Genomic DNA, 26,743 nt, shown 5'->3' with positions numbered 1-26,743 from the left:
TCATTTTACGGCGTAGTACTGCAGCAGCAGCAAGCGATCGGCACGATAGACATAATCAGCGGGCGGCAGATTGGTCGGTGTCGCTTCACCACGGTTGAGCATCAGTACCAGCGAAACGGTTCCATCCTGACGATGGGCCGCCAGCCACTGCGGGAAATCCTGCTCGCTGACGTAACGCGCCTGCGCATCCGGGTAGCTCAGGCCATAACTCAATTCACCCTTCTTATCGAACGCGAGGATATCGCTGCGCTGTAGCGCCCAGGCGATGCCGGAGGCGATCCCTGAGTTATCGCTAAGAATAAAGCGGCTGCCAGCCAGCCTATCCGCGATAGAGTGGATAAACACCTGAGGCTGTTTGGTATTCTGCACGCTCTCCGGAATAGCCGCCCCTACGCACAGCGCCAGCGCCAGCGGACAAAGCGCCGCGGCCAGCCAGCGGTGAGCACCGGGCCGCAGGCTCAGGAGGCCCGCCAGCGCCCAGCCCGCGAAGGAGAGCGTTGCCATCCCCAGCGCCAGCATCTGATGCGTCGGGTAGAGCGGGCGGTGGCTCAATCCCCATGGAGCCAGTACCAGCAGCAGCGCGATGACACAAACCAGCCCAAAGGCAACATTGATCCAGCCATTCACCTTGAGGATGCGGCTGCCCTGCTGCGCCAGGCGGTAGCCATACTGCGCCATCAGCAGGGCCAGCGGGGCAAACAGCGGCAGCAGATAGGTCGGCAGCTTACCTTTGGCGATGCTAAAGAACAGGAATGGGATCACCACCCAGCTGAGTAAATACAGTCCACCGGCAGACTGCTGTCGTTCGCGCCAGCCCATCGATAACGCGCCGGGTAGCAGGGCCGCCCACGGCAGCGCGCCCGCCACGATAATTGGCAGGTAATACCAGAATGGCGCTTTATGCTGGGCATCGGAGTCGGCAAAGCGCTGAATATGCTCAACCCAGAAGAAATAGTGCCAGAAGTCAGGCTGCTGCTGATGAATGGCCATCGCCCACGGCATGCTTAACAGCGCCGCACTGACTACCGCCAGCGGACCGTAAACCAGCAGTTCACGCAGGCGCTGATGCCAGATCGCCCAGGGCAGAATGGCGATCGCCGGCACCGCGAGCGCCAGAAAACCTTTGGTCATAAAGCCCATACCACAGGCTAATCCCAGCAGCAGATAGCGCAGCACCCGCTGCCTGACGCTCACCGCTTCGCTGGCGAACCAGTAGCAGCACATCGCCGCCGTCATCCACAGCGCCAGCATCGGGTCGAGCACCGCGTAGGTGCCCACGCCGTAAACCAGCAGCGAGGTGAGGAAAATCACGCTCGCCGTCAGCGCAATGGCGCGCCCGCCATAGATGCGCCGCCCCAGCCAGTACACCATTAGCGCACTGAGCAGCGTGCAAAATACCGAACCGATGCGCACGGCAAAATTATTATGACCAAATATCATCTGGCCAATGTTATTGAACCAGTAACCGGCTATCGGCTTCTCGAAATAGCGCGAATCAAAGAAATGCGGCGTTACCCAGTTGCCGCTTTGCAGCATCTCGCGACTGATCTCCGCGTAACGCGTTTCGTCAGGTTGCCACAGGTGGCGGAATTCAATCGGGATTAAGTAATAGAGAATGAATAATGAAATCAATAAGAGCGATTTGCTGGTTGTCGTCATTCCGATGATCCTGTCAAAGTTTCACAGCCAAGCCATCCTTCGCGACCGGCAATATGACCACGGATAATTTTTCCGGTCGGTAAAGTGTTTACATCTTGCGGCAGTAGCTCGCTCAAAGGACAAAACTGCAATCCCTGCTCTTTAGCGCGCTGGAGCAGTTCGGAGAAAGCCTGAAGCTGGCTAATCCCCTCCACTTCGGCATGAATGGTATAGACCGGCGTCCCCTGGTCGGCATGAATCCTGGCGAGGATGTAGTCGTTAAAGCGCCCGGCGCTGACCGCTGGCCCCACCACCTCATCCCAGGTGGGCAACGTGACCGGGATTTGCACCGTGCCCGGCTGCCCGTTGCTCAGCAGCGGGCGAAACGGTGCCGTGCCCCGGCAGTCGCTGTTATAGGTAAACCCGCAGGCCTGCTTGGCCTGCACCACCCGGCCATCGGCACGCCAGCCAGCCACGGCAGAGCAGGTTACCGGCCGCCCGATAATCGCTTCCAGCGCTTCGCGCCCGAGAGCGATATGCCTGTCGAGCTGCGCGCTGGGCCAGACGCCAGCCCAGGTCTGCCAGGCGAAGTGATCCCAGGCGTGCAGGCCCACTTCATGCTGCTCGGCGGTGGCCAGAATAGTAGATTTCAACCCCTCGCCAATCACCTTGCCCGGCCATGCGGTGCCGGCCAGCAAAATATCCCAACCGTAGAGCGATGCCGCGCGCGAGCGCAGCATTTTCCACAGGAAACGCGGTTTTAACAGGCGCCATAAATGGCGCCCCATATTGTCTGGTCCAACGCTGAAGAAGAAAGTGGCCTGAATATTATGCTGGTTAAACACATTCAGCAGCGCAGGCACCCCCTGCTTGGTTCCGCGCCAGGTATCGACATCAACCCGCAGACCGACTTTTCTCATTCATCGCCCTCCTGCAGCTCAACGGTGCGCAGGAAGAAGTCGAGCGTGTTATCGATGGTGGTGTTCATCTCCACCGTCGGAACCCAACCCAGCAGACGTTTGGCATTACGGATAGACGGCTTGCGATGTTCCACATCCTGATAGCCTTTACCGTAATAGCTGCTGCTTTCCACCTCGCGGAAGCCGGCAAACGGCGGGAAGCGGTCGCGCAGCGGATGGCGCTCAAAGCTGGCGAGCAGGCATTCGGCCAGCTCTTTGATACTGGCTTCGTTATCCGGATTACCGATATTCACAATCTGCCCATCGCAGTTGTTATCTCTGTTTTCTATAATACGGAACAGCGCTTCAATGCCGTCGCTGATATCGGTGAAGCATCGCTTCTGACGGCCACCGTCAATCAGCTTGATCGGCGAACCTTCCACCAGATTAAGAATGAGCTGGGTAATGGCGCGCGAGCTGCCAATGCGCGCGGCATTCAGGTTATCAAGGCGCGGTCCCATCCAGTTAAACGGGCGGAACAGCGTAAAGCGCAGCCCCTCTTTTTCGCCATATGCCCAGATGACGCGGTCCAGCAGCTGCTTCGATACCGAGTAAATCCAGCGCTGTTTGTTGATCGGGCCAACCACCAGGTTGGAGTTATCCTCATCGAAGTTGGCATCGGTACACATCCCGTACACTTCGGACGTCGACGGGAAGATGATGCGCTTACCGTACTTCACGCAGTCACGAATGATTTTGAGGTTCTCTTCGAAGTCCAGTTCAAATACCCGGAGCGGATTACGGGTGTATTCAATTGGCGTGGCGATGGCGACCAGCGGCAGGATCACGTCACATTTTTTGATGTGATACTCGATCCACTCGGAGTGAATGCTGATATCCCCTTCGACAAACTGGAAACGGGGATGGCCGACAAAGCGGCTGATGGCATCGGAACCGATATCGAGGCCAAACACGTCAAAATTGTCATCGCGCAGCAGACGCTCGGTCAGGTGGTTACCGATAAAGCCATTGACGCCCAGGATCAGCACGCGCGTGCGGCGTTTGATCGCCGCCACCGGCCTGGAGTAGAGCAGCGCGCCCGTTACCATGCCAAGGTTCTGCGCCAGCTGGCTGCCGTTCATATAGACGCTGTTTTCGGTCTGACCAGTGAGAATTTCCAGCGCACCGTCACCGCAGGCCACCACAAACGGCTCTGCTGACAGCACGGTGCCTGGCTTAGCCTGGCTGTTGCTCGCCAGCACTTTGGCCTTCCACACCACAAATTTTGAGGTCCCGGCATAGGCAAAAGCGCCCGGCCATGGATCGGTGACGGCGCGGATCAGGTTATTGACCTGCTGCGCCGAAAGCGTCCAGTTAATACACCCATCTTCTGGCGTACGGCGGCCCACCACGGTTGCCTGCGTTTCATCCTGCGGCTGGCCGGTAATGCTGCCCTGCTTCATCATCGGCAGAATGTTTTCCAGCAGCGTGCTGGCGCTCTTCACCATCTTATGGTGCAGCGTCAGCGCGTTATCTTCCGCTTCAATGCTGACACGCTGCTGGGCCACAATCTCACCCGCGTCGGCCTGTTTCACCATGCGGTGCAGCGTGACGCCGGTTTCGCTTTCACCATTAACCAGCGCCCAGTTAAGCGGCGCGCGGCCACGATACTTCGGCAACAGGGAACCATGCAGGTTAAACGCGCCGTGCTGCGCGCTGTTAAGGATGCGGTCGCACAGCAGGTTGCGATAGTAGAAGGAAAAAATCAGGTCTGGTGCCATCGCCTGAATACGGTCGATCCACAGCGGGTGATTGACGTCATCAGGGGCATACACCGGGATGCTGTTTTCCGCCGCCAGACGCGCTACCGAGCCAAAGAAATGATTCTCAGACGCCCGATCGGCATGGGTGAAAATCGCGCTGATGGAAAAGCCTGCCTGAAGCAGCGCGCGGATACCCGCACAACCCATGTCGTGATAAGCAAAAACGATGGTTTTCATTACTCGGATTCCTGTACTGAAGCGTCTTTCTTAGGATGGATAACGCGTTGAATAAAATAGCGAGGTCTGGCGCGCACATCGTTGTAGATGCGGCCGATATATTCACCGAGCAGCCCCATACCGATAAACTGCGCCCCGATAAACATAAACAGGATGGCAAACAGCACAAAGACACCTTCGCCCGCCCAGGCGGCACCGAAAAACAGGCGCAGCACGATCAACATCAGGGAGAAGGCAAACCCTGACAGCGCAATCAGGCTGCCAAGCACGCTGAGCATGCGCAGCGGCGTGGTGGTCAGGCAGGTCACCAGGTCATACATCAGGTTAATCAGGCGCATAAAGCTGTATTTAGAGTCGCCAAACTCGCGCTCGGCGTGCGTCACGGGCAGCTCAATGGTACGGCGCGCAAAGGTATTGGCGAGGATCGGAATAAAGGTGCTGCGCTCATGGCAGTTGAGCATCGCATCGATAATATGGCGACGATAGGCGCGCAGCATGCAGCCATAATCCCCCATCGCCTTACCCGTAACGCGCTGGATAAGGTGGTTGATGGTGCGCGACGCGCGGCGGCGGAACCAGCTGTCCTGGCGGTTCTGGCGCACCGTGCCCACCACGTCATACCCTTCCTGAGCAGCAGCAACCAGCCGGGGGATCTCTTCCGGCGGGTTTTGTAAATCCGCGTCCAGCGTGATGATGAGATCGCCGCTAACATGGCTGAATCCGGCCATAATCGCCGAGTGCTGACCGTAGTTGCGGTTCAGCAGCACCGCCACCACATGGCTGCCGGCCGTTTCAGCGGCGGCGGCGATCATCTCGGCGGAGGCATCCTGGCTGCCGTCATCCACCAGCAGGATTTCATACCGCAGATTAAGCGTCTGGCAGGCAGCCTCGGTGCGGCGGATCAACTCGGGCAGGCTCTCCTGCTCGTTATAAACCGGGATCACCACCGACACTTTCTCAATTTTTTTATCAGTCATCATTTAAACCCCGGCAAGCCCGCGCAGTGCAGTAATCACGCGCTCGACGTCACTGTCGGTCATATCAGGAAAAAGCGGGATGGAGCAGATACGCTCGCTGTTCCACTCGGTAGCAGGCAGCGAGAGCTGCGGATAGCGTTCGCGGTAATAGCGGTGGGTATGCGCCGCGCGGAAATGCAGCCCGGTGCCAATATCCTGCGCTTTCAGCGCCTGCATCAACCCATCGCGGGAGATGCCGCAGGTGGTCTCGTCGACGCGAATAATAAACAGATGCCAGGCGTGCCGGTGTGGCCATCTCGGCTGGGCCAGCGGCTTGAATGGCGTGTCCTGCAGTGCAGCAAGATAACGCTGGGCGATGGCGCTGCGGCGGGCGTTGATCTCGTCCAGCTTTGCCAGCTGCACCAGCGCAATTGCCGCGCTGATATCCGGCAGGTTGTATTTAAACCCGGGGGAGATCACCTCCGCCTGCGGCTGGCGGCCGTGAGTCTGGCGGTCAAACGCATCAACGCCAAGGCCGTGGAATTTCAGCATGCGAATGCGCTCGGCCAGCGCGGCGTCGTCCGTCACCACCAGCCCGCCTTCTGCGCAGGTCATATTTTTGATGGCGTGGAAGGAGAAGATAGCGATTCCCTGCCCGCCGACATGGCGCTGGTGATAGTAGGTCCCCGCCGCGTGCGCGGCATCCTCAATCACCGGAATACCGTGGCGCTGACCAATGGCCTGAATGGCGTCGATATCCGCAGGCGCACCGGCGTAATGGACGGGAATGATCGCTTTAGTGCGTGGCGTGATCGCCGCTGCAACCGCCTCTGGCGTGACCATTAACGTCTCCGGGTCAACATCGATCATCACCGGCGTAGCGCCCAGCAGCGTGATGATATTCAGCGTTGAAACCCAGGTCATTGATGGCGTGATCACTTCATCACCCGCCTGAATATTTAACGCCATCAGCGTGACGTGCATACCTGCCGTGGCCGAACTTACGGAAATGGCATGTTGATTACCGGTTAGCTGGCAGAACGCCTGTTCGAGCTCAGCACACTTTGGCCCGGTAGTGATCCAGCCGGATTGAAACACTTCCTGTACCGCGGCCAGCTCCGCTTCACCCAGTGAAGGGCGCGAAAAGGGAAGGAACGCCATTATTAAAATCCTTTAATGTTTTCAGTCTGTTCAATTTAGCACAACGTGCTTTTCTGGCGTCCCGCAGGGATAATAATTACACATAAAATTTTACTTAAATGTGACAGTTAGCTCTCAGCACGCACATTTTTCTGTCGGGAATGGCCGCAGGTTATGTCAGCCCACGCCCATCATGAGATGCAGATTAATCCTATATGAGCTTCCTTAACTAAACATTAAACGCAACGCTGAACAATCTATCTCTGTCGAAGAGAAATTAAAATTACTCAAACAAAATAATGATTTATGTGTACAAAGATTTCACGAGCGCTACGATGCTTTGCCGCTTCGGGTTTCTCCCTGTCAGGAAAAAAGAGCACATATTGTGCGACTGGCAATCTGGCCGGGTAACAAGGAGGGAGAAAGGAAGAGATAAAAGAGAAAGAAATTGAGGCGACAGCGGCCAGAAACGGTGCGCAGAAATCGTGCAGCGGGCGGATCAAAAACAGAAGGGGGAAAATTAACGCTGCCTTAAGGTGGCCTTAATATTTTAGCCATATCATTACTTTTTTTTCAGGAGTCTGTGGTGATGAAATCGGTAATTAACGCGTCAGCCGCGCTGGCGCTCACTTCGCTGGCCCTGGTGAGCTTTCTGTACATCTGGTTTACTCTGTAAACCCCACCTCGTGCTGTCATCAGGTTTTGTCTTTTTCCCCCTGCCTGATTAACGCATAGCCAAAGCTACGCACCGTGCGAATGCGCTCTTTGCCAATTTTCTCCCGTAAATTATGGATATGCACTTCCAGTACGTTGGTGATGGGTTGGCTCCTGCGCTGATAAATATCCTCACACAGCGTATCGCGGTGCACCGGGTTGCCAACGCTCATCATCAGGCGCGCCAGGATGACATACTCTTTGGGGGTAATTTCGAGCGCCCGATCGTTCATAAAAATCTGGCGATATTTCATTTCGAGGCGCAGATCGTCGACCACCACCTGCTGTCGCCCGCGAATCCCGGAGTGGGTCAGTTTATGCACCCGCGCCAGCAGCTCCTGGTTCGAAAAGGGCTTGATGATGTCATCGTCCGCACCGGCCTCAAGCCCGGCAATACGCTCATCGACCGCATCGCGTGCGGTGATAATCAGCACCGGCAAGCGTTTAATCTGGTGGCATAAATGTGACAGCAGGTAGAGGCCCGCGCCGTCCGGCAGCCCGAGGTCAAGGATCACCAGCTGGTATAAGCCGGAAGCGAGATGCGTTTCCGCCTCCCGCCGGGTGGCGACCCCTTCGCAAACATAACCTTCGCCTTCCAGTGCCAGAATAAGGCCCCGCAAAAGCAGGGCATCATGCTCGACAATAAGAATTTTCATGGATTATCGACTCCGGCATGACGTCAGAATGTCATCCCCTGGAACATACTCTTTGGTCTGCGTGCCGGTTAATCCCAGCATCGTGGAGAACAGGTTGTCCTGAGAAAACTCATCGTTTTTCGCCAGCTTTTTCAGACACTCGCCGTTAACGCCATAGCGCTGCTGATAGTCCGGCGACAGCCAGATCAGCATCGGGACGTGCTTCTGCGTCATCGGCGCAATCGCATACGGCAGGCCGTGCAGATAGGCGCCGTTTTCCCCCAGCGACTCACCGTGATCGGAGAGATAAACCAGGCTGGTGGTGTACCGATCCTGATGTGATTTCAGCACGTTAATCGCTTTATCGACGATGTAATCGATATACAGAATGGTATTGTCGTAAGTATTTATCAGCTGCTGCTGCGAGCACTCCTGAATCTGGCTGGTATCACAGGTCGGGGTAAATTTGCGGAACTGTGGCGGATAACGGTGCCAGTAGGTCGGGCCGTGGCTGCCGATGGTGTGCAGAACAATGACGCCGTTGCCTTTCAGGTTCTGAATATAATCCTCAAGATTGTGGAACAGCGCCTCGTCGTAACATTCACCGTTGATGCACATATCTGCCAGGTTCAGGCTGGTGACATCCTCATGCGGCACGCGATCGCAGGCCCCTTTACAGCCGCCATCGTTATCCTTCCACAGCACCTGAATACCGGCGCGCTGAATGATATCCAGCATCCCCTCCTGGTGAGCGGCAAGGTCGCTGTCGTAATGGGCGCGTGGCATATTGGAGAACATGCAGGGCACCGACACTGCCGTGGCCGTGCCGCACGAAATGGTGTGCGGGAAGTAAGCCACATCCTCTTTTGCCAGCAGCGGCGTGGTCTCACGCGAATAAGTGCCGCCCAGCGAGAAGTTGTCCGCCCGCGTGGTTTCACCCAGCACGATAATGGTCAGATTTTTTTTACCGCCGCTCATTAACGGGTTTAGCTTTGCATCCTCGCCAATCTTAATCAGCGGAGCATTCGCCAGCTTCTGATGCGAGTAGTAAGAGAGCGAGGCGACAATGCTGTTCGACGGGCTTAACGCCTTAACCAGTTCCTTATTATTGCGAAACAGCGAGGCATAATCTTTGTAGAAGAACAGCGCCACCAGCAGGATCAGGCAGATGGAGATCGCCACGCCGATCAGGCGATAGAGCGCGCTTTTCCACAGCGGCTGCGTCTTTTTAATCCGCACCCAGAACGCCATCACCATCATCAGTACCGCCGTCAGCAGCAGCGTAATCACCATTTTCGGCGTCAGTAGCGCAAAGGTCTCCGATGCGGTGGTGTCCATCATATTCACGATCATCGAACGGTCGAGCACAATGCCGTAATTGATAATGAAATACTGCGCGCAGGCCGAGACCAGGATAAACAGGGCAATCACCAGGCGGTCGAGCCACAGGAACGAGGCCAGCGTGGTGATGATATTAATCACGCTAAAAGCCACCACCGGCATCGACAGGAACACCAGCACGGTGCGCAGGTTATCGAGCGGCATATCCACTAAAACCTGACGGTAATAGGCAATATTCAGAAAGATAGAGATATAGAGTGAAAAGAGGATCAGATAAGAGATGCGGCTCAGCGCTGGTCTTTTAAAGTAAAGCAGTGGCATAACTTTTGGGCCCATTATCAAACAATTGCACCCAGTGTCGCCACCGCAGATTAGGAATACCTTAAGGCAATTAATAAATATAACATGGAGATTTTTTTACTTTTATTATCAATAAAATAATGCTGCTTACTCTACGCTCAGCCGCTTAATTTATCGCCAACCGCCATGTTCGCCATGGCCACACACTCCGCCTGTAGGATTTCCAACGCCCCAGAACCACAGGCAACCATCAGCGGTGAGATCGAAATCAGGGTGCCCGGCGGTTGCGGGTAAGATTCGTTGATCGCCCGGCTCTGCCAGATGATGATGCGCTGCCCCTGATAGCCGCTAAAAGCGCCTGGCCAGGGCCGCGTCAGCGCACGAATAAGATTGTGAACCTCGTCGGCGCTCTGCTGCCAATGGATTTCACCGTCTTCAGGCTTACGCGCACCAAAACTGCTGGCCTGGCTTTCGTCCTGTTCCGTTTCCGTCAGCCGCCCTGCCTTCAGCGCAGGAAGCCAGAGGGCCAACTGCGCCGCGCTGGTGGCGACCAGCTTGTTATGCAGCGAAAAAACATCATCCTGTGGGGTAATGGCCACCCGCTGTTGAGCAAGTATCGGCCCGGCATCGGGCCGCTCGGTGATACGGTGTAGCGTGACGCCGGTCTCTTTATCCCCTTTAATCAGCGCCCAGTTCAGGTGTGCCCTGCCGCGATGGGCAGGCAGCAGTGAGGCATGCACATTGAAAGCTCCCACGCTGGCACAGGCACGAATCTCTGCATTCAGCGCCTGACGGTATGAGAAACAAAAAATCGCTTCAGGTGCCAGCGCCCTGAGCTGCGCGACGATGGATGGCTGATTGATATCTTCAGGCATAAACACCGCAATGCCCTGCTCAGCGGCCTGCTGTGCCAGCGAACCGTGGAAGTGATTTTCACCCGGCACATCGGCATGGGTGAAAACCGCCATGACCTCATAACCGGCCGCCAGCAGCGCCTGCAATCCACTGCATCCCATATCGTGATAGCCAAATACCACCGTCTTCATTGTGCGATCCTTATGATTTACCGGAAAAACTCAAGCGACAGAATAAACCATTACTGCGCGGCGACGAGCAAAGATGACAAATTTGTCATTTTCTGCTGCGCCCTCGGTTTTGTCCTGCCTGGCGCGAACTGACCGGGTCATATCGGTAAAATCAGCACGGTGGCAACACGCAGCAAAAACCTCAGCCTGACTCAGAAATAGCGGGTTAACTCCCCCCCGCTGCGCTTAAGAAGATCCCTTAGAAACGCACTAACGGGTTGCAAAACGACCAGGCTGTTCCTATTATTCGCCACCTCAACATGGCTAATTATTAAGCGTTTCATTAACAAGGATTGTTTGATGTTGTCCCCTCATTTTTTGCGCCGGGCAGCGCCTTACCGCCCCTGCGCGCTAGCTTTTCCTGCGCTGCTGATGGTCTCCCCGCTGGCGCTGGCAGATGAGCAGTTAATCTTGCAACAGCAGCGGCAGAAGGCGCTTGAACAGCAGCTGCTGCCGCCCACGCCCGATATCCGTCTGCAACCCAACGTTGACCAGAGCGGCAAACTGGCATTCCCGCAGGAAACCCCGTGCTTCCACATTGACCAGGTGGTGCTAAGCGGCAAAGACGCTTTACCGCACTGGCTGCCGCTGCAGCGCATGGCGAATCAGGCGCAGGGCCAGTGCCTGGGTGGCAAAGGCATCAACCTGCTGATGAGCATCATGCAGAACAGACTGGTGGATCACGGCTATATCACCACCCGCGTGCTGGCACCGCAGCAGGATTTGAAGAGTGGCATCCTGCGGCTCAGCCTCCTGCCCGGCTACGTTCACCAGGTGAAACTGACCCCGGACAGCGGCCGCTACGTCACCCTGTTTAATGCCTTCCCCGCCCGCTCCGGTAATCTGCTGGATCTTCGCGATATCGAACAGGGGCTGGAGAACCTGCAACGCCTGCCGACCGTGCAGGCCAGCATGGAGATCGTCCCCGGCGAACAGCCGGGTGAAAGCGATATCATGCTGCACTGGCAGCAGGCGAAAATCTGGCGTCTGGGCGCCTCGCTCGATGATTCCGGCACCCGCAGCACCGGGCGCTATCAGGGCGGTATGACCCTGTCGCTGGATAACCCCTTCTCGCTCAGCGACCTGTTCTATCTCTCCGGCACCCGCGCCGTCAGGCCCGGTAGTGACAAAGGCAGCCAGAACGTCACCGCACACTACTCGGTGCCGTTCCGCTACGCGATGCTGTCGGTCACCGGCAGCGACTATGACTACCATCAGAACGTCGCCGGGCTGAACGGTGACTATCGCTACAGCGGTAAAAGCCGCAATCTGACGGCCGAACTCAGCGAAGTGCTGCACCGCAGCGGCAGCCAGAAAACCACCTTCAGCTACGCGGTACTGATGCGTGAGTCAAAGAACTACGTCAACGATACCGAAGTGGAAGTGCAACGCCGCCAGACCGCAGGCTGGCGCATCGGCCTGCAGCACCGCCATTACATCCGGCAGGCGACGCTGGATGCGGGCGTCAGCTACCAGCGCGGCACCCGCTGGTTTGGCGCGCTGCCCGCACCGGAAGAGTCCAACGGCTACGCCACCGCGCTGAGCAAAATCGTGCAGCTCAGCAGCCAGCTCAACGTGCCGTTTGCCATCGGCAGCCAGAACTTCCGCTACAGCGTGCAGTATCAGCGCCAGATCAGCAGCACCCCGCTGACGCCGCAGGAGCAGTTCGCCATTGGCAGCCGCTACAGCGTGCGCGGCTTTGACGGCGAACGCACCCTCAACGCTAATGGCGGCTGGCTGGTGCGCAACGACTTGGCATGGAGCACGCCGCTGCCTGCGCAGGAGCTCTACCTCGGGGCTGACTATGGGCATGTCAGCGGCCACGGCATTGAGGATCTGGTGGGTAACCACTTAGCCGGTGGCGTGGTCGGGCTGCGCGGCAACGTATTAAAAACCGGCTATGACCTGTTTGCCGGCGTGCCGATCGCCAAACCGGATGGCTTCAAAACCAGCCCGGTGACGCTGGGCTTCAGCCTGAACTGGGACTTCTGAGGAGCGCACCATGCAAAGCGGAATTTATGACGTTCATGCCCCGCTGCTGCTGGGCGGAGAACGCAGCGAAGCCGAAGTGTTCGGCGCCGCGGTGTGGCTGTGGATGCACTCGCCGCAGCACCGCGACCTGCCGCTGCATGCGCTGCCCACGGTGCTGCTGCCAATTATCAAGCATCAGCACTACCTGCTGGTGAGCCGCGAGGGTCGCCCGGTTTTCTTTATGAGCTGGATGTCGCTGGATAACGAGGCGGAGCGCCGCTACCTGTCGCAGCCCGCGATTAAGGTGCAGGAGAGCGACTGGCTGAGCGGCGACCGCCTGTGGATCCGCGACTGGATCGCGCCGTTTGGCGACACCCGCGCCATGAGCCGCCTGGTGACCGATCTGCTGTTTCCCGACCGCTGCTTCCGCTCCCTGTATCACCAGGGAAAACGGCGCGGGATGCGGGTGATGAATTTTAAGGGCAGGCAAATCAGCCAGCAGCAGGCCCGTGCCTGGCGGCTGGCTCATCCGCTGGCACCGCTGAATAACTTTTAATATCGCTGTTAACGTGTAACCACCCACGACAGGCAAGGATGCAGCTATGAACAAAAACTTATACCGACTCATTTTTAACAAAGCGCGCGGCATGCTGATGGTCGTGCCGGAGATCGCCCGCTCGGGCCGGGCAGGCTCGTCGCCCTCTTCCGGCACCGGCCACACCCTCAGCCAGCTGATCGGCAAAGTCAATGGTCTCTCTTTCACCCTGCTGCTGGCCCTTGGGGCGGTGCAGCCGGTGCAGGCGGCGATCGTCGCCGACGGCGGCGCGCCCGGTAACCAGCAGCCAACCGTGGTCGGCAGCGCCAACGGCACGCCGCAGGTCAACATTCAGACCCCGAGCGCGGGCGGCGTGTCGCGCAACGTCTACAGCCAGTTTGACGTCAACAACAAAGGCGTGGTGCTGAACAACAGCCGTGCCAGCAGCCAGACGCAGCTGGCCGGGATGGTCAGCGGCAACCCGTGGCTGGCGAAGGGTGAAGCCAAAGTCATCCTCAACGAAGTGAACTCACGCAACCCCAGCCAGCTTAACGGCTTTATCGAAGTCGCCGGGCAGAAAGCCCAGGTGGTGATCGCTAACCCGGCGGGCATTACCTGCAGCGGCTGCGGCTTTATCAATGCCAACCGCGCTACCCTGACCACCGGCCAGGTGAAAATGAATAACGGCCAGGTGAGCGGTTATGACGTCGATCGCGGCGAAATCATCATTCAGGGCAACGGCATGGACAGCAGCCTGCAGGACCATACCGACCTGATCGCCCGCTCGGTAAAAATCAACGCCGGGCTGTGGGCCAAAGATCTGGCGGTGACCACCGGGCGCAACAGCGTCGATGCCGCCAATCAGAATGCGACGCGCAAAGCGGACAACGGCAGCGCGCACCCGCAGGTGGCGATCGACGTGGCAGCGCTGGGCGGCATGTATGCCAATAAGATCCGCCTGCTGGGCACCGAGGCCGGGGTCGGCGTGCATAACGCCGGGGCTATCGGTGCCAGCGCCGGGGACGTGGTGGTCAATGCCGACGGCACGCTGAGCAACAGCGGCGCCATCAGCGCCACCCAGGCGGTCCAGCTGACGACCAGAGCCGACCTGAACAACAGCGGCACGATCTATGCCGGGCGCGACACCACGCTGCGCGCTGGCGCCGCCGTCAGCAACAGCGGCATTATTGCCGCGCAGCAGCACACCACCGTCAGCGCCGCCAGCATCCACAGCAGCGCCAAAGGTACGCTGGCGGCGGGGATGAACCGCGACGGCACCTTCGCCACGCAGGGCGGCAACCTGACGCTGAACAGCCAGGGGATCCTGAGCGCCAACGGCCAGAACGCGGCTGCGGGCCAGCTCACCGTGACGGCCAGCGCGGTCGATCTCAGCGCCAGCCAGACCTCCGCCGACGGCATCACCCTGAGTGCCGGCACAGGCGACATCAGCACCGCCGGTGCCAATGTGTCCGCCAGCCATCAGCTCAGCGCCCGCACCGCAGGCCGCCTGAACAACGACGGCGGCAAAATCAGCGCGGATAAGCTCGACCTGACCGCCAACCGCCTGTCGAATCAGAAGGGCAACCTGCAACAGCGGGGCCAGCAGGATCTGCTGCTGTCGCTTGCGGGCGGCATCGACAACCGCGGCGGCACCCTTGCCAGCAACAGCAACACGCTGACGCTGAATACCGCCACCTTCGATAACCAGCAGGGCCAGCTGCTGGCGCGCGGCAAACTCACCGCCACCAGCGGCGCGCTGAACAACGCTGGCGGCACCGTCCAGTCCGGCCAGAGCCTGCTGTGGAACACTCAGGGCAACGCCTTTGATAACCAGCACGGCACCTTCAGCGCGCTCGGTTCACTGACGCTGAACGCAGGCGATATCAACAACCAGCAGGGGCTGCTGGCCGCCGGGGAGTCACTGTCGGTATTCAGCGCCGGGCTGGACAACAGCAACGCCGGGAATATCAGCAGCAAGGGCGCGCTCGCCGTCACCTCCGCCGACCTCAATAACCGCGCGGGGCAGATCCAGGCGCTGGGCGATATCACCCTGACGGCGGCCAGCGCCAGTATCGACAACACTGGCGGGCTGATCCAGGGTGCGCAGGCGGTGACGCTGAGCGCGGCGGACATCGTAAACAGCCAGACCCGGCGCGACGGCGCGGGCATCCAGGGGAGCAGCCTGTCCCTGCGCGCGCAGAATCTCGATAACCGCGACGGCGCCCTGCTGGCCGATAACGACCTGTCGCTGTTCCTGAGCGGCACGCTGGACAACGGTAGCGGTCTGGCCAGCGCGCAGGGCAACCTGCAGGCGCAGGCGCAGCAGATCGCCAACCGCAGCGGCAATCTCGAAGCGGGTAACACCCTCAGCCTGCGCGCCGACGGCCTGAGCGGGGACGGCACCCTGCTGTCGCTGGGGGATATGACCCTCGACCTGACGCAGGATTTCAACAATAGCGGCAGGGTGCAGGCCAGCCGCGACCTGAACCTGACCACCCGGGGTGACCTGAACAACCAGGCGCTGATTCAGGCGGGCAACCTGCTGGCGGTGACCGCCAGCAATATGCAGAACGGCGCGGATGCAGAGATGAGCGCCAGCACCACCCAGCTGACGGCGGCGCAGACGCTGAACAACCGTGGCCTGATCGACGGATTTAACACCCGCATTCTGGCTGCGGTGCTCAACAATATCGGCAGCGGACGACTGTACGGCGATGCGCTGGCGATCGCTGCCGCCACGCTGAACAACCTGGCGGAGAATGGCAGAGCGGCGACCGTTGCCGCACGCCAGCGGCTGGATCTCGCCGTGGAAACGCTGAACAACCGCGACCACGCGCTGATCTACAGCGACGGCGATATGGCCCTTGGCCGCACGCTCGACGCTGACTGGCACGCCAGCGGCCAGGCCAGCGTGCTGAACAACCACAGCGCCACCCTTGAGTCCGGCGGCAATATGGCGCTCAACGTGGCGCAGCTCAACAACGTCAACGACCACTTTGCGCTGGAGAACGTGCTGGTGTCGCAGGAGCACATTTCCGAGTACGAGGTGGCGCGCCTGAACAACGGCGTACGCTACAACGACAAGGATTACACCATCTACATCTATCAGGATGAGGTGAACATCCTGTGCATCGAGGGGGTGATCTGCCACACCACCGACGGCGACCGCTTTACCCACTACGACTACGTGCGCACCATCACCGAGGACCGGGTTAAAGAGAGCGACCCCGGCAAGATTATCGCCGGGGGCAGCCTCAGCGTCAGCGCCGACCGCGTGCTCAACGACAAGAGCCAGATTGTGGCGGGTGGCGACCTCAACCTGCAGGGCAGCACGCTGGATAACGTTGAGGTGGCGGCCAACCGCCAGATCAGCGACGCGGGCACCGCCACCTTCTACTCGCGCCATCAGCAGAAGCACGGCGACTCCTCCAACGTTGACGTCACCGGCTACACCCCGCCGACCGTGATCCAGGGCATCGCCCTCAACGCCAGCACCGTGCAGGACCATGCTCGGGGCGAAGGCAGCGGCCTGACAATTGGCGGGCGCGACGCCGCCGCCATCACCCCGGCCACCGTCCCGGCGGGCAAAACCTTCGAGGTAACTATCGGCTCCGGCGACGTGGTGCGCCTGGTCGGCCCGGACATCCGCGTGCCCGACAACAGCCTGTACCGGGTGCAGCCGGCCAGCACCAGCCCGTACCTGATCGAGACCGACCCGCGCTTCACCAACAAAAAGCAGTGGCTCAGCTCCGACTACATGATGAACGCCTTCACCACCGACCCGAACAACGTGCTGAAGCGCCTGGGCGACGGCTACTACGAGCAGCGCCTGATCCGCGAGCAGGTCATCGCCCTCGCCGGCAGCCGCTACCTCGGCAACTGGCAGAGTGACGAGGAGCAGTACAAGGGGCTGATGGACGCGGGGGTAGCCTTCGGCAAACAGTACCAGCTCACCCCGGGCGTGGCGCTGACGGCGCAGCAGATGGCGCTGCTGACCGGCGATATCGTCTGGATGGTGGCGCAGACGGTCACCCTGCCCGACGGCAGCAGCCAGCGGGTGCTGGTGCCGCAGGTCTACGCCACGCTGAAGCCGGGCGACCTCGACGGCAGCGGCGCGCTGCTGGCCGGCAATAACCTCAGCCTGAACCTGAGCGGCGACCTCAACAACGGCGGGCGCATCAGCGCGCAGCAGCGCACGCAGCTGCTGGCGCAGAACATCAACAATAACGGCGGCCTGATCCAGGGCGGCGACGTGGCGCTGCAGGCGCGCACCGACATCAACAACCGTGGCGGCACCCTCGCGGGCGACCACAGCCTGCAGGCCCTCGCCGGGCGCGACATCAACGCCACCACCACCACCCGCAGCGCGCAGAGCGGCGGGGGCGACTTTGCCCGCACCACGCTGGACCGCGTGGCCGGGCTGTACGTGCAGCAGCCGGACGGTAAGCTGGCGCTGCAGGCCGGGCGCGACGTCAGCCTGACGGCGGCGCAGGTGGTGAACAGCGGCGCAGGCGGCAGCACCACCGTCAGCGCCGGGCGCGACCTGAACCTTACCACCGTCGACACCGGCAGCACCGATAACCTCAGCTGGGGCGACAACTGGCAGCACCACGGCAGCAGCCAGCAGGTCGGCAGCACGGTGACCGGCGCGGGCAGCGTGGCGCTCGCCGCCGGGCGCGACGTGGGCATCACCGCCGGCACCGTCAACGCCGGGCAGCAGCTCAGCGTGGCGGCGGGCAACGACCTCCGCGTGCAGCACGGCACCGACGGCACCACGCTCGACCAGCACTATCAGGCCACCGGCAGCAGCGGCATGCTGTCAAAAACCCGCACCGAGTCGCGCGACACCGTCAGCCAGCAGACCGTCAACGGCAGCCAGCTCGGCGGCGACGGCGTGCGGATGCAGGCCGGGCACGACCTGACCGTCACCGGCAGCAGCGTGGCGGGCGCGCAGGACGTGGCCCTCAGCGCGGGCAACAGCCTGACTCTGGATGCCGCCACGGAGCGGCGCGACGAGTCCCACATGCTGCATGAGAAGAAGAGCGGCCTGTCCGGCACCGGCGGCGTCGGCGTGACGGCAGGCTCCAGCAGCACCAGAACCACCGACGTGGCGCACGCCCTGAGCAGCGTCGGCAGCACCGTGGGCAGCACCGGCGGCAGCGTGACCCTGAACGCGGGCAACAGCCTGACGGTGAAGGGGGCCGACGTGCTGGCGGCGAAGGACATCGCCCTGACGGGGAAAGAGGTGAATATCCTCGCCGCCGAAAACCAGAGCAGCCAGCGGCACGTGGTGGAGCAGAAGCAGAGCGGCCTGACGCTGGCGCTCTCCGGCACCGTGGGCAGCGCCGTGAATTCGGCGGTATCTGCGGCTAATGATGCCAGTAAAGAGAGCAGCGGCCGCCTCGCCGCCCTGCAGGGCATGAAGGCCGCGCTGACCGGGGTGCAGGCGGCACAGGCCGCCAGCCTCGCCGACGCCGGCGGCGCAACGGGCAGCATGGCGGGCGTTAACCTCTCTTACGGCAGCCAGTCCTCGCGCTCAGAGCAGACCTCGACGCAGACGCAGAGCCAGGGCAGCAGCCTGACCGCGGGCAACAACCTGACCGTTAACGCTACCGGCACCGATATCAACGTGCAGGGCAGCCGCCTGCAGGCCGGAAAGGACATCAGCCTCGGCGCGGCGCGCGACGTCAACCTCGTCTCCGCGCAGAACACCCAGCGCCTGGACGGTAAAAACGAGAGCCACGGCGGCTCGGTCGGCGTCGGCATCAGCGTCGGCCAGGGAGCGAACGGCCCGTCGCTCAACGCCAGCGTCAACAAGGGGCGCGGCAGCGAGACCGGCAGCGGCACCACCCACAGCGAGACCATGCTGAACGCGGGCAACACCCTCAGCATCACCAGCGGGCGCGACGCCACCCTCACCGGGGCGCAGGCCAGCGGCGAGGCGGTGAAGATAAGCGTCGGCCGCGACCTGACCCTGACCAGCCAGCAGGACGAGGACGATTATGACGCGAAGCAGCAGAGCGCCAGCGTGGGCGGCAGCGTCAGCTCCGGCGGCGGCAGCGGCTCGGTGAACCTCAGCCGCGATAAGATGCACAGCAGCTGGCGGTCGGTGAAGGAGCAGACCGGGATATTTGCCGGCAAGGGCGGCTTTGACGTCGCGGTGGGCGGCCACACCCAGCTGAACGGCGCGGTGATAGGCTCCACGGCGGACGCTTCGCAAAACAAACTGGATACCGGCACCCTCGGCTTCAGCGACATCCGCAACCGGGCCGACTACCGGGTGGAGCACCAGAGCGCGGGCGTCAGCAGCGGCGGCAGCATCGGCGGCCAGTTTGTCGGCAATATGGCCAACGGCCTGCTGGTCGGCGCGAACGGCAAAGGCAGCGACGGCTCAACGACGAAATCGGCGGTCAGCGACGGCAGCATCATCATCCGCGACAAGGATGCCCAGAAGCAGGACGCTGCCGACCTGAGCCGCGACGTTGAGCACGCCAACCAGACGCTCTCCCCTATCTTCGACAAGGAGAAGGAGCAGAACCGCCTGAAGGAGGCGCAGCTGATTGGCGATATAGGCAGCCAGGCGGCGGACATCGCGAGGACGCAGGGCGACCTCAACGGGCTGGCGGCGGCGAAAAAAGCGCTTGGCCCGCTGAAGGAGAATGCGACCGACAAAGAAAAAGCCGAATATCTGTACGCGCTGCGCAACTCGGACGTTTATAAAGCGGAGATGCAGAAGTACGGTACGGGCAGCGCCCTGCAGCAGGGTATCCAGGCCGCCACGGCTGCGGTGCAGGGCCTGGCGGGCGGCGATATCGCGAAGGCGATTGCGGGCGGCTCCGCGCCGTACCTGGCGGAGGTTATCCACAATATGACCACCGATCCGGCAACCGGGAAGGTGAACACCGAAGCCAACCTGATGGCGCACGCGGTGCTGGGCGCGGTCACCTCGGCGGTGAACGGCAACGCCGCGCTGGCAGGTGCATCGGGCGCGGTAATGGGTGAAGCTATCGCGCAACAGCTTTATCCTGGTACCAAACGTGAAGACTTAACCGAAGAGCAGCGGCAGACCGTCAGCGCGCTGGGTACGCTGGCGGCGGGCCTGGCGGGTGGCGTCGTCGGCAACAGCACGGCAGATGCAGTGGCGGGCGCGCAGACGGGCAAGAATGCGTCTGAAAACAACAGCCTTTTGTTACCAAGGCCAGTACCGCTGCCCGTTCCCGGGCTGCCATTGAGCCCAGGCGATAAAGTGGTTCAGGACGCCAACAATAAGATGGCATCGGAACTGGATAAAGCTCTGAAAGGAACAGGAAGCGAGGAAGATACGCCGCCAATTACTGACGGCCAATCAATCGTAGATGGGCGTGATGAGGCTGCTAAATCTCGAGATCCGAATGTGGCGAAGAAATTGTCTGATGCTGAAAAAACCGAACTGGGTGGAACGGGATCGGGAACGCCTGGCGGTTGGGGACCGGAGGATGAAGAGAATGCTAGAAATATTGAGGCTAGCCAAAAGCTGACAGCAGGTGAGAAAATCGGGAAATGGTCAGTAGATGAATTATCTGATGGTGCAAAACATTTAGATCCAGCATCGAAAAAAGGTGATTTAACTTTAGCCGGACGTGCTCTGCAAAAGCATGGAAGTCGTGACGGCAGCGCATTCCCTTCAGCGAAGGGGAATCCATCATCTATAAACGAGCAAGGTCAAAAAATAGTAGATGGCATTCTAAACGATCCCAATAAGTCGGTCATACAGAGTAATACTGGACGTTATGGTCAAGTAACTGATGTTATCTCATCAAGCGGGCGTGGATTACGTTATGACGCCCAAGGCAAATTGATAGGCTTTTTGGAACCACCAAAATCATGAATAAACTAACTGCACAAATCGCAAGTCTACCCGACAGAGAAAATGTCGTTTATGAGATCTACTATGGTAATGACCAAGTTGCAGAGATATCAAATGAGCCAGAGGATGGACTTCGTATAGAGATTTTTACCTGCCCTAATGGAGGGAGCTGGAACTTTGATTTTAATGAGTTTTCCTCCCTGATGGTTAAAGCTGAAACTAATATTTGTTAAATTAATCCCTATATTTGACAAGGAGAAGGAGCAGAACAGCCTGAAGGAGGCGCAGCTGATTGGCGATATCGGCAGCCAGGCGGCGGATATCGCGAGGACGCAGGGGCAGATAGTTGCCACCAAAGCGGCTAACGAAAAGATGAAAAACGTCACGCCGCAGCAGCTTGAGGCGGCGGAAAAAGAGTGGATGCCGGCCAACCCGGGCAAAACGCCAACGGCTGACGATATCAGCGGCCAGGCGTACACCACGCTGTATAACCAGGCCTTTGCGGACAGCGGATTCGGGACGGGCGGCAAGGTCCAGCAGGCTATCCAGGCCGCGACCGCTGCGGTGCAGGGCCTTGCGGGCGGCGACCTGACGAAGGCCATTGCGGGCGGCTCCGCGCCGTATATCGCCAACATCATCGGCAGCAGCGGGATGGACGACGCGGGCAAAGTGCTGGCCCACGCGGCGGTCAATGCGGCGCTGGCTGCGGCACAGGGCAATAACGCGCTGGTCGGCGCGGGCGGCGCGGCCACTGCCGAGATGATCGGCATGATCGCCACCGGTGCCTACGGCAAACCCGTCAGCGAGCTGAGCGAGGAGCAGAAGCAGACCGTGAGCGCGCTGGCCACGCTGGCGGCGGGGCTGGCTGCCGGCTTGATTGGCGACAGCAGTGCTGATACGGTTGCGGGAGCGCAGGCCGGGAAGACGACGGTGGAGAATAATGCGCTGAGCGTGCCGGACAACAAAGCGCGTGCTCAGGAAATGACTCAGTGCCAGGGTAGTGCTGCCTGTGAAAATGCTGTTATTGATAAGTACAAGAAAATCAATGCAGAACAGCATGAAAGCGTGGTGGGATGCAAAGGCGCTCAGGACTGTGTTAACAAAGCCAATGAGGTGGGCCAGTTACAGGCTGATTATGTCCGTCGCACCAATGAGTTGCTTGAAAAGGCTCGTTCTGATGGTGGTTTAAGCCCGGCAGAACAGAACGAATTATCTGTCCTTCAGGTGACGGCTATCCAGCTTGAGGCAGACAGAAACGCGGCGATCCATAATGCGCTGATGTCCGGTGATTCGTCTGAAGCGAAACAACTTGCGATAAACTCATTAGCGCAGGTGGCCGGAACCAGCGCAGCGGGGATAGCTGTTGGGATTGGGAAAGGAGGAAAAGGTAGCTCGCTACCTACACCAACAACCACCTTGGCAGCGAATGGTCTGAACTACCAGTCCAACCCGAAACATACCCCTGGGCAGCAAGGTTATAGCTTCAATGCTGGGACAGAACCTAAAAACTCTATCGAGCTTTTTGGCTCGTCAGTTGCTAGTGGCAAAAAAAGGTATTCGATTGATAACGAAGGAAATGTTCATCAATTTACGAATACAAATGATGGAACATGGCACTGGTCTGGAAGTACAGGAGATAAAACAGTTCCATTGAAAAAAAGCGATATTCCCAATAGTGTTAAAAAAGAGTTTGGCTTGCCTGGAAAGTGGAGATAATGATGATATTTGGTAATCCGTATCATTTTGCTATTTGGACTGACTTTGTTCCTGGGTGGAGTGAGTTATATAAGAATGGCCTTTTTCATTTGATTATTAATGGAAAACTGTATCCGGATGATATCAGGACATCAACATTATCCAGTGATCTTTATGAGATTACTGATAGTGATTGTGCTTTGATATCACAACCTCAAAACGATGAGATTTTTTATTTACCTACAGAAATTGCTTTTAAACGTTTGTTTGATCTGACTTACCCTGATCCATCTGAGCAAGATGAGTATCCTGAACAAATATTTGACCATTGCATCACGTCTTCAAATATCAGTAGTTGTGGTGGATGTTTTTTTGCCGTTTCAAATGATATATCATTGAGAGTTATTGGTGGGGTAATACAACAGCTTGTGAAAGATGAAAGTGAAGAAAAAAATGTTTGGGAATATATAAAGAAACCTTTGCTGCAAGATATCACCATATTAAAGCATGATTTAAATGAAATCATGAATAATGTAAGGGAGTACGCCGACTCTCTTTATAGCTGATTACGGGCTCTTTAACCGCCTCGGGTAAAGTGGAAAACGGGGAGCAAACCGCGTATCGAGGTGTTGCGTCCGGTTCAGCGAAACGCACCAAGAAAAACATGTTGTAAGCCACTGATATAAATGGATGTTATGTTTCGGTGGCAGACTTCGCAACGGATAAAGTTGTTGTGGAGAATAACTGGCTGAGTTCCAAAGAAGCGGAAAGGAAAACCGTTCTGGAGCGCAAGGAGAAAGCCGGAACCATCACGCCGGATGAAAAGCAGGAACTGTCGGGCATCAAGCGTACAGATAAGGACCGCGATCAGGCTATCACGGATATCTGCACTCAAGGCAACAAGTCTGGAGGAGCTTGCTCCACACTAGTGGCGGCAGCCAAAGATGCCTTGGACAGCTATGATGAAAGTGCTGCCAGCTACAGATTAATTTATAAAGATCTGTATCCCCAAGATGCTGCCAATATTGAAACCATCCTTAAAGGACTTGATCCAGACAGCATCACTCGCGATGCCGTTATTAAGGGGATAGTAGATGCTAACGGAGGAAAATTAAGCTGGGAAGACGCTGAGACTCGATACGATGCTATGACCGTATCGGTTGAAATCGTCCGGGAATTGGTAGGTGGAAAAAGTAAGACTCCCGACCGGGTTGGAATGGCTGGTAAGCTTCCAAATAACCGCATTGAGCAAATACTTAAACCCGAAAAAAATTGGGAGAGTGCTCGAAACAAAGCATTAGATGTTGTGGGTAATTTGGGGGCCGATTCAAAACCTGTTATCGGACGATTAGGAGTAAGTGCTGGGAATGGTAAAGTTATAGGGCGTCAATCTAACGACGGAAAAATTGGCTGGCGCGTTGACTATGATCCAGAAAAGGGCACATACATTAACATATGGGATTACTCTCAGGGTAAAGGGCCTGGAAAAGCCATTAAACAGGTCATACCATTTGAAGGCAATGAAAAAGCTTTCGAGTCCATATTGAAACAGCTTAACAGGTAGCGAAAATGACATTATTTGATGAGTGCAAACAGGTGCTTAGTGCAGATTTCAGTATAATCGATCGCAAAATTGAACAGAGTGTCATTGCTCTTTTAAATCAATTCCCAATTGCAATGGGCAATGTCTTATGGGATAAAATCGAGCATACAGATTACGAAAGTATGGATAAATTATTAAGGGAGAATGAATTAAAAAATAAAAATATTTTCGTAGTAGCTGATAATGCAGATATCCCAATTTTCAGAACGAACATTAATCTCTTTGCTGAAAATGTTTATGATGTCGTTGCATTATCACCAAAAATATTCATCTTTAACAACGAGATGATATTGCAACCGCTATTTCCCAGCGAAGAATTTCGATTAGGCATTAAATAAAAACCCCAGTCATGTGACTGGGGTTTTATCAAACCACTCTTCAGTTGCATCGTATATTGGAAAAATCCCACAACCTCCAGTAAACAACGCATATGCAGTGTGGGACCAGAGCATTAGCATCGGCGGCCAGTTCGCGAGCAATATGGCCAACGGCCTGCTGGTCGGTGCGACCAGGCAAACCAGAAGCAGGACACTGCCGACCTCAGCCGCGACGTTGAGCACGCCAATCAGACGCTCTCCCCCATCTTCGACAAGGAGAAGGAGCAGAACCGCCTGAAGGAGGCGCAGCTGATTGGCGAGATAGGCAGCCAGGCGGCGGACATCGCGAGGACGCAGGGGCAGATAGTTGCCACCAAAGCGGCCAATGAAAAGATGAAAAACGTCACGCCGCAGCAGCTTGAGGCGGCGAAAAAAGAGTGGATGGCGGCCAACCCGGGCAAAACGCCAACGGCTGACGATATCAGCGGCCAGGCGTACACCACGCTGTATAACCAGGCCTTTGCGGACAGCGGATTCGGGACGGGCGGCAAGGTCCAGCAGGCTATCCAGGCCGCGACCGCTGCGGTGCAGGGCCTTGCGGGCGGTGACCTGACGAAGGCCATTGCGGGCGGCTCCGCGCCGTATATCGCCAACATCATCGGCAGCAGCGGAATGGACGACGCGGGCAAAGTGCTGGCCCACGCGGCGGTCAATGCGGCGCTGGCTGCGGCACAGGCTATGAACGCGATAGGCTCTAATTCACCGACGATTATCAATGAGAGAAGCTATTCTGCTCATGCTATTGATCGAATGCAAGGTAGAGGAATTCCACCGTCTGCGGTAGAGAATGCGATAAAGACAGGAACCATATACCCAACAAAACCAGGTACTACAGGTTATTATGATCCAGAAAATAACGTGCGAGTTATCACTAATACAAAATCTGGTAACGTCGTAACAGTTTTACCGGGGGCGCCGACATCAAAATGAACAATGAAAATGAACTTATCTACCAAAAAGTCCGCCATATATTGCTCCATGAGTGGGATCCAATTGGTGTGGGCGATTTAGCTGAAGCTCAGGATGAGTATGACTCTTATGTGCAACCGGTATGTAACTTGATAAAAGATAAAAAGGAATTTATTGAAATATATGAGTATTTAAACTGGGTTGTTCATGATTATATGTGCCTTGATGACAATGACGATATTAATCTAATCGTTGCTAAAAAATTGGCCACATTATCTATAGTTCACTAAATGGCGTTAAATCCCGCCCTCATCAGGCGGGATCGTCGCTATTTCAGCTCCCGTGCATGATACCCGCTGTTGCGCGTAAACTTCGGCACGTCACAGGTGTTGTGTATCGCCCCCGGGAATTCCTTCAGCCACTGCGCCACCTTCCTGCGGTTAATCGGCACAACGCTTAAGCCCTGAATGCAGCCCCACAGCTCGCGGGTGTCCTGGGTGGTAATCACAATGCAGTCGGGCATCACCCGGATCTTAATCGGCATCCCCTGTAAAAATCCCGCCTGTTCCAGCCACTCGCCGCGTAAAAACAGCCCATGATGCATAGCGCTGCTGTGAAACTCACAGCGGTGGGTCGGTTGCGGAACTTCAGTTGTGCGTGGTTCTGACTTACAATCTCGCTTAGCCATGATAACTACCTCGTATAGTTGCTGTGGTCAGCGGGCTGCTGGTGTTGGCGCACCTTCAGTCCGCGCTTAATAACTCTTTATTACTCTATCTTTGTACCCATCTTTCGCTGTTAACTACTGTACAAATATACGCCTGAATTTCTGCAAAATCGCTGAAAACGCTGAAATTAACTGCGGCGCGTCTTCCATATTTTGATGAAAGTTTACTATTTTTTCGCGTGATTAATTTTTTGAAAAAACCACCACTTTCATACTAAGGATGTGCCGGTATCGGACGTGGCGCGCGCCAGCCAGACGCGCTTCCCCATCTTCGACAAGGAGAAGGAGCTTAACCGCCTGAGGGTGAGATGCGGCTTTCACTGAGTCGCCAACTGCCACCCGCAATCAACCTCCCTGCCGTTTTTATTTTCA

The 26,743-nt window shown here is 57.6% G+C and carries 18 protein-coding genes and 2 pseudogenes; 11 read left to right on the top strand and 9 right to left on the bottom strand.

Going from position 1 to position 26,743, the window contains the following annotated elements; all coding sequences use genetic code 11:
- The 8 genes from arnT to QLG07_RS03405 form a co-directional block, all read right to left on the bottom strand.
- Entirely contained in the window at window positions 1-1,659 is a 1,659-nt protein-coding gene (arnT, locus tag QLG07_RS03440) for a lipid IV(A) 4-amino-4-deoxy-L-arabinosyltransferase (RefSeq protein WP_282468485.1), read from the bottom strand.
- Window positions 1,656-2,558 (bottom strand): 4-deoxy-4-formamido-L-arabinose-phosphoundecaprenol deformylase, encoded by a 903-nt coding sequence (arnD, locus tag QLG07_RS03435; protein ID WP_282468484.1) that lies wholly within the window; start codon window positions 2,556-2,558, stop codon window positions 1,656-1,658. The genes arnT and arnD overlap by 4 nt, the downstream gene beginning before the upstream one ends.
- A complete protein-coding gene (gene arnA / locus QLG07_RS03430; RefSeq protein WP_282468483.1) occupies window positions 2,555-4,537 on the bottom strand; it encodes a bifunctional UDP-4-amino-4-deoxy-L-arabinose formyltransferase/UDP-glucuronic acid oxidase ArnA in 1,983 nt (660 codons plus the stop codon). The genes arnD and arnA overlap by 4 nt, the downstream gene beginning before the upstream one ends.
- Complete coding sequence (gene arnC, locus QLG07_RS03425; RefSeq protein ID WP_133624912.1) at window positions 4,537-5,517, bottom strand: undecaprenyl-phosphate 4-deoxy-4-formamido-L-arabinose transferase; 981 nt, start codon at window positions 5,515-5,517, stop codon at window positions 4,537-4,539. The genes arnA and arnC overlap by 1 nt, the downstream gene beginning before the upstream one ends.
- A complete protein-coding gene (gene arnB / locus QLG07_RS03420) occupies window positions 5,518-6,654 on the bottom strand; it encodes a UDP-4-amino-4-deoxy-L-arabinose aminotransferase (RefSeq protein WP_282468482.1) in 1,137 nt (378 codons plus the stop codon).
- A gap of 674 nt (window positions 6,655-7,328) precedes the next feature.
- Entirely contained in the window at window positions 7,329-8,003 is a 675-nt protein-coding gene (locus QLG07_RS03415) for a response regulator (RefSeq protein WP_282468481.1), read from the bottom strand.
- Window positions 8,004-8,006: 3 nt separating this feature from the next.
- On the bottom strand, window positions 8,007-9,644 hold the full coding sequence (gene eptA, locus QLG07_RS03410) for a phosphoethanolamine transferase EptA (RefSeq protein WP_282468480.1): 1,638 nt from the start codon (window positions 9,642-9,644) through the stop codon (window positions 8,007-8,009).
- Between the two features lie 137 nt (window positions 9,645-9,781).
- The gene (locus QLG07_RS03405; protein WP_282468479.1) at window positions 9,782-10,669 is read right to left on the bottom strand and encodes a formyltransferase family protein; all 888 of its coding nucleotides are present in this window, start codon (window positions 10,667-10,669) and stop codon (window positions 9,782-9,784) included.
- Between the two features lie 411 nt (window positions 10,670-11,080).
- Here QLG07_RS03405 and QLG07_RS03400 point away from each other — a divergent pair, with 411 nt between their 5' ends.
- From QLG07_RS03400 to QLG07_RS03350, 11 genes and pseudogenes are all read left to right on the top strand, one after another.
- Complete coding sequence (locus QLG07_RS03400) at window positions 11,081-12,700, top strand: ShlB/FhaC/HecB family hemolysin secretion/activation protein (RefSeq protein ID WP_282468506.1); 1,620 nt, start codon at window positions 11,081-11,083, stop codon at window positions 12,698-12,700.
- A 10-nt stretch (window positions 12,701-12,710) separates the two neighbouring features.
- Window positions 12,711-13,235, top strand: a complete 525-nt coding sequence (locus tag QLG07_RS03395) for a toxin-activating lysine-acyltransferase (protein WP_187497853.1) — start codon at window positions 12,711-12,713, stop codon at window positions 13,233-13,235.
- 46 nt (window positions 13,236-13,281) lie between these two features.
- Window positions 13,282-21,081, top strand: a complete 7,800-nt coding sequence (locus QLG07_RS03390; RefSeq protein ID WP_282468478.1) for a hemagglutinin repeat-containing protein — start codon at window positions 13,282-13,284, stop codon at window positions 21,079-21,081.
- On the top strand, window positions 21,078-21,293 hold the full coding sequence (locus tag QLG07_RS03385) for a hypothetical protein (protein ID WP_282468477.1): 216 nt from the start codon (window positions 21,078-21,080) through the stop codon (window positions 21,291-21,293). Before QLG07_RS03390 ends, QLG07_RS03385 begins: the two co-directional genes overlap by 4 nt.
- A gap of 1 nt (window position 21,294) precedes the next feature.
- A pseudogene (locus QLG07_RS03380) lies at window positions 21,295-22,008 on the top strand (VENN motif pre-toxin domain-containing protein); the annotation flags it as partial.
- Window positions 22,009-22,775: 767 nt separating this feature from the next.
- Complete coding sequence (locus tag QLG07_RS03375; protein WP_282468476.1) at window positions 22,776-23,321, top strand: immunity 42 family protein; 546 nt, start codon at window positions 22,776-22,778, stop codon at window positions 23,319-23,321.
- A 137-nt stretch (window positions 23,322-23,458) separates the two neighbouring features.
- The gene (locus QLG07_RS03370) at window positions 23,459-24,319 is read left to right on the top strand and encodes a DUF6862 domain-containing protein (protein WP_282468475.1); all 861 of its coding nucleotides are present in this window, start codon (window positions 23,459-23,461) and stop codon (window positions 24,317-24,319) included.
- A gap of 5 nt (window positions 24,320-24,324) precedes the next feature.
- Window positions 24,325-24,696 carry a hypothetical protein gene (locus tag QLG07_RS03365; RefSeq protein ID WP_282468474.1) on the top strand — a complete coding sequence of 124 codons (372 nt, stop codon included), beginning with the start codon at window positions 24,325-24,327 and terminating at the stop codon, window positions 24,694-24,696.
- A 115-nt stretch (window positions 24,697-24,811) separates the two neighbouring features.
- Window positions 24,812-25,425, top strand: a pseudogene (locus QLG07_RS03360) (hypothetical protein); the annotation flags it as partial.
- Window positions 25,414-25,665, top strand: a complete 252-nt coding sequence (locus QLG07_RS03355) for a DUF4258 domain-containing protein (protein ID WP_282468505.1) — start codon at window positions 25,414-25,416, stop codon at window positions 25,663-25,665. The pseudogene QLG07_RS03360 and the gene QLG07_RS03355, both read left to right, overlap by 12 nt.
- On the top strand, window positions 25,662-25,934 hold the full coding sequence (locus QLG07_RS03350) for a hypothetical protein (RefSeq protein WP_282468473.1): 273 nt from the start codon (window positions 25,662-25,664) through the stop codon (window positions 25,932-25,934). Before QLG07_RS03355 ends, QLG07_RS03350 begins: the two co-directional genes overlap by 4 nt.
- A gap of 38 nt (window positions 25,935-25,972) precedes the next feature.
- On the opposite strand, the gene QLG07_RS03345 is transcribed toward QLG07_RS03350, so the two are convergent.
- Window positions 25,973-26,332, bottom strand: coding sequence for a SymE family type I addiction module toxin (locus QLG07_RS03345; RefSeq protein WP_348994604.1), 360 nt, complete (start codon window positions 26,330-26,332; stop codon window positions 25,973-25,975).
- Window positions 26,333-26,743: the final 411 nt, after the last annotated feature.

It is taken from the genome of Erwinia sp. V90_4, assembly GCF_029967685.1.
GTDB classification, from domain to species: Bacteria; Pseudomonadota; Gammaproteobacteria; order Enterobacterales; family Enterobacteriaceae; genus Erwinia; species Erwinia aphidicola.
This window is presented reverse-complemented; position numbering and strand designations above follow the sequence as displayed.

Coding starts and splice junctions, on each gene's coding strand:
- arnT (WP_282468485.1), bottom strand. CDS start 1,659: ATGACGACAACCAGCAAATCGCTCTTATTGATTTCATTATTCATTCTC.
- QLG07_RS03385 (WP_282468477.1), top strand. CDS start 21,078: ATGAATAAACTAACTGCACAAATCGCAAGTCTACCCGACAGAGAAAAT.
- QLG07_RS03365 (WP_282468474.1), top strand. CDS start 24,325: ATGACATTATTTGATGAGTGCAAACAGGTGCTTAGTGCAGATTTCAGT.
- arnB (WP_282468482.1), bottom strand. CDS start 6,654: ATGGCGTTCCTTCCCTTTTCGCGCCCTTCACTGGGTGAAGCGGAGCTG.
- QLG07_RS03350 (WP_282468473.1), top strand. CDS start 25,662: ATGAACAATGAAAATGAACTTATCTACCAAAAAGTCCGCCATATATTG.
- eptA (WP_282468480.1), bottom strand. CDS start 9,644: ATGCCACTGCTTTACTTTAAAAGACCAGCGCTGAGCCGCATCTCTTAT.
- QLG07_RS03375 (WP_282468476.1), top strand. CDS start 22,776: ATGATGATATTTGGTAATCCGTATCATTTTGCTATTTGGACTGACTTT.
- arnD (WP_282468484.1), bottom strand. CDS start 2,558: ATGAGAAAAGTCGGTCTGCGGGTTGATGTCGATACCTGGCGCGGAACC.
- QLG07_RS03355 (WP_282468505.1), top strand. CDS start 25,414: ATGAACGCGATAGGCTCTAATTCACCGACGATTATCAATGAGAGAAGC.
- QLG07_RS03345 (WP_348994604.1), bottom strand. CDS start 26,332: ATGGCTAAGCGAGATTGTAAGTCAGAACCACGCACAACTGAAGTTCCG.
- QLG07_RS03400 (WP_282468506.1), top strand. CDS start 11,081: ATGGTCTCCCCGCTGGCGCTGGCAGATGAGCAGTTAATCTTGCAACAG.
- arnA (WP_282468483.1), bottom strand. CDS start 4,537: ATGAAAACCATCGTTTTTGCTTATCACGACATGGGTTGTGCGGGTATC.
- QLG07_RS03405 (WP_282468479.1), bottom strand. CDS start 10,669: ATGAAGACGGTGGTATTTGGCTATCACGATATGGGATGCAGTGGATTG.
- QLG07_RS03415 (WP_282468481.1), bottom strand. CDS start 8,003: ATGAAAATTCTTATTGTCGAGCATGATGCCCTGCTTTTGCGGGGCCTT.
- arnC (WP_133624912.1), bottom strand. CDS start 5,517: ATGATGACTGATAAAAAAATTGAGAAAGTGTCGGTGGTGATCCCGGTT.
- QLG07_RS03395 (WP_187497853.1), top strand. CDS start 12,711: ATGCAAAGCGGAATTTATGACGTTCATGCCCCGCTGCTGCTGGGCGGA.
- QLG07_RS03390 (WP_282468478.1), top strand. CDS start 13,282: ATGAACAAAAACTTATACCGACTCATTTTTAACAAAGCGCGCGGCATG.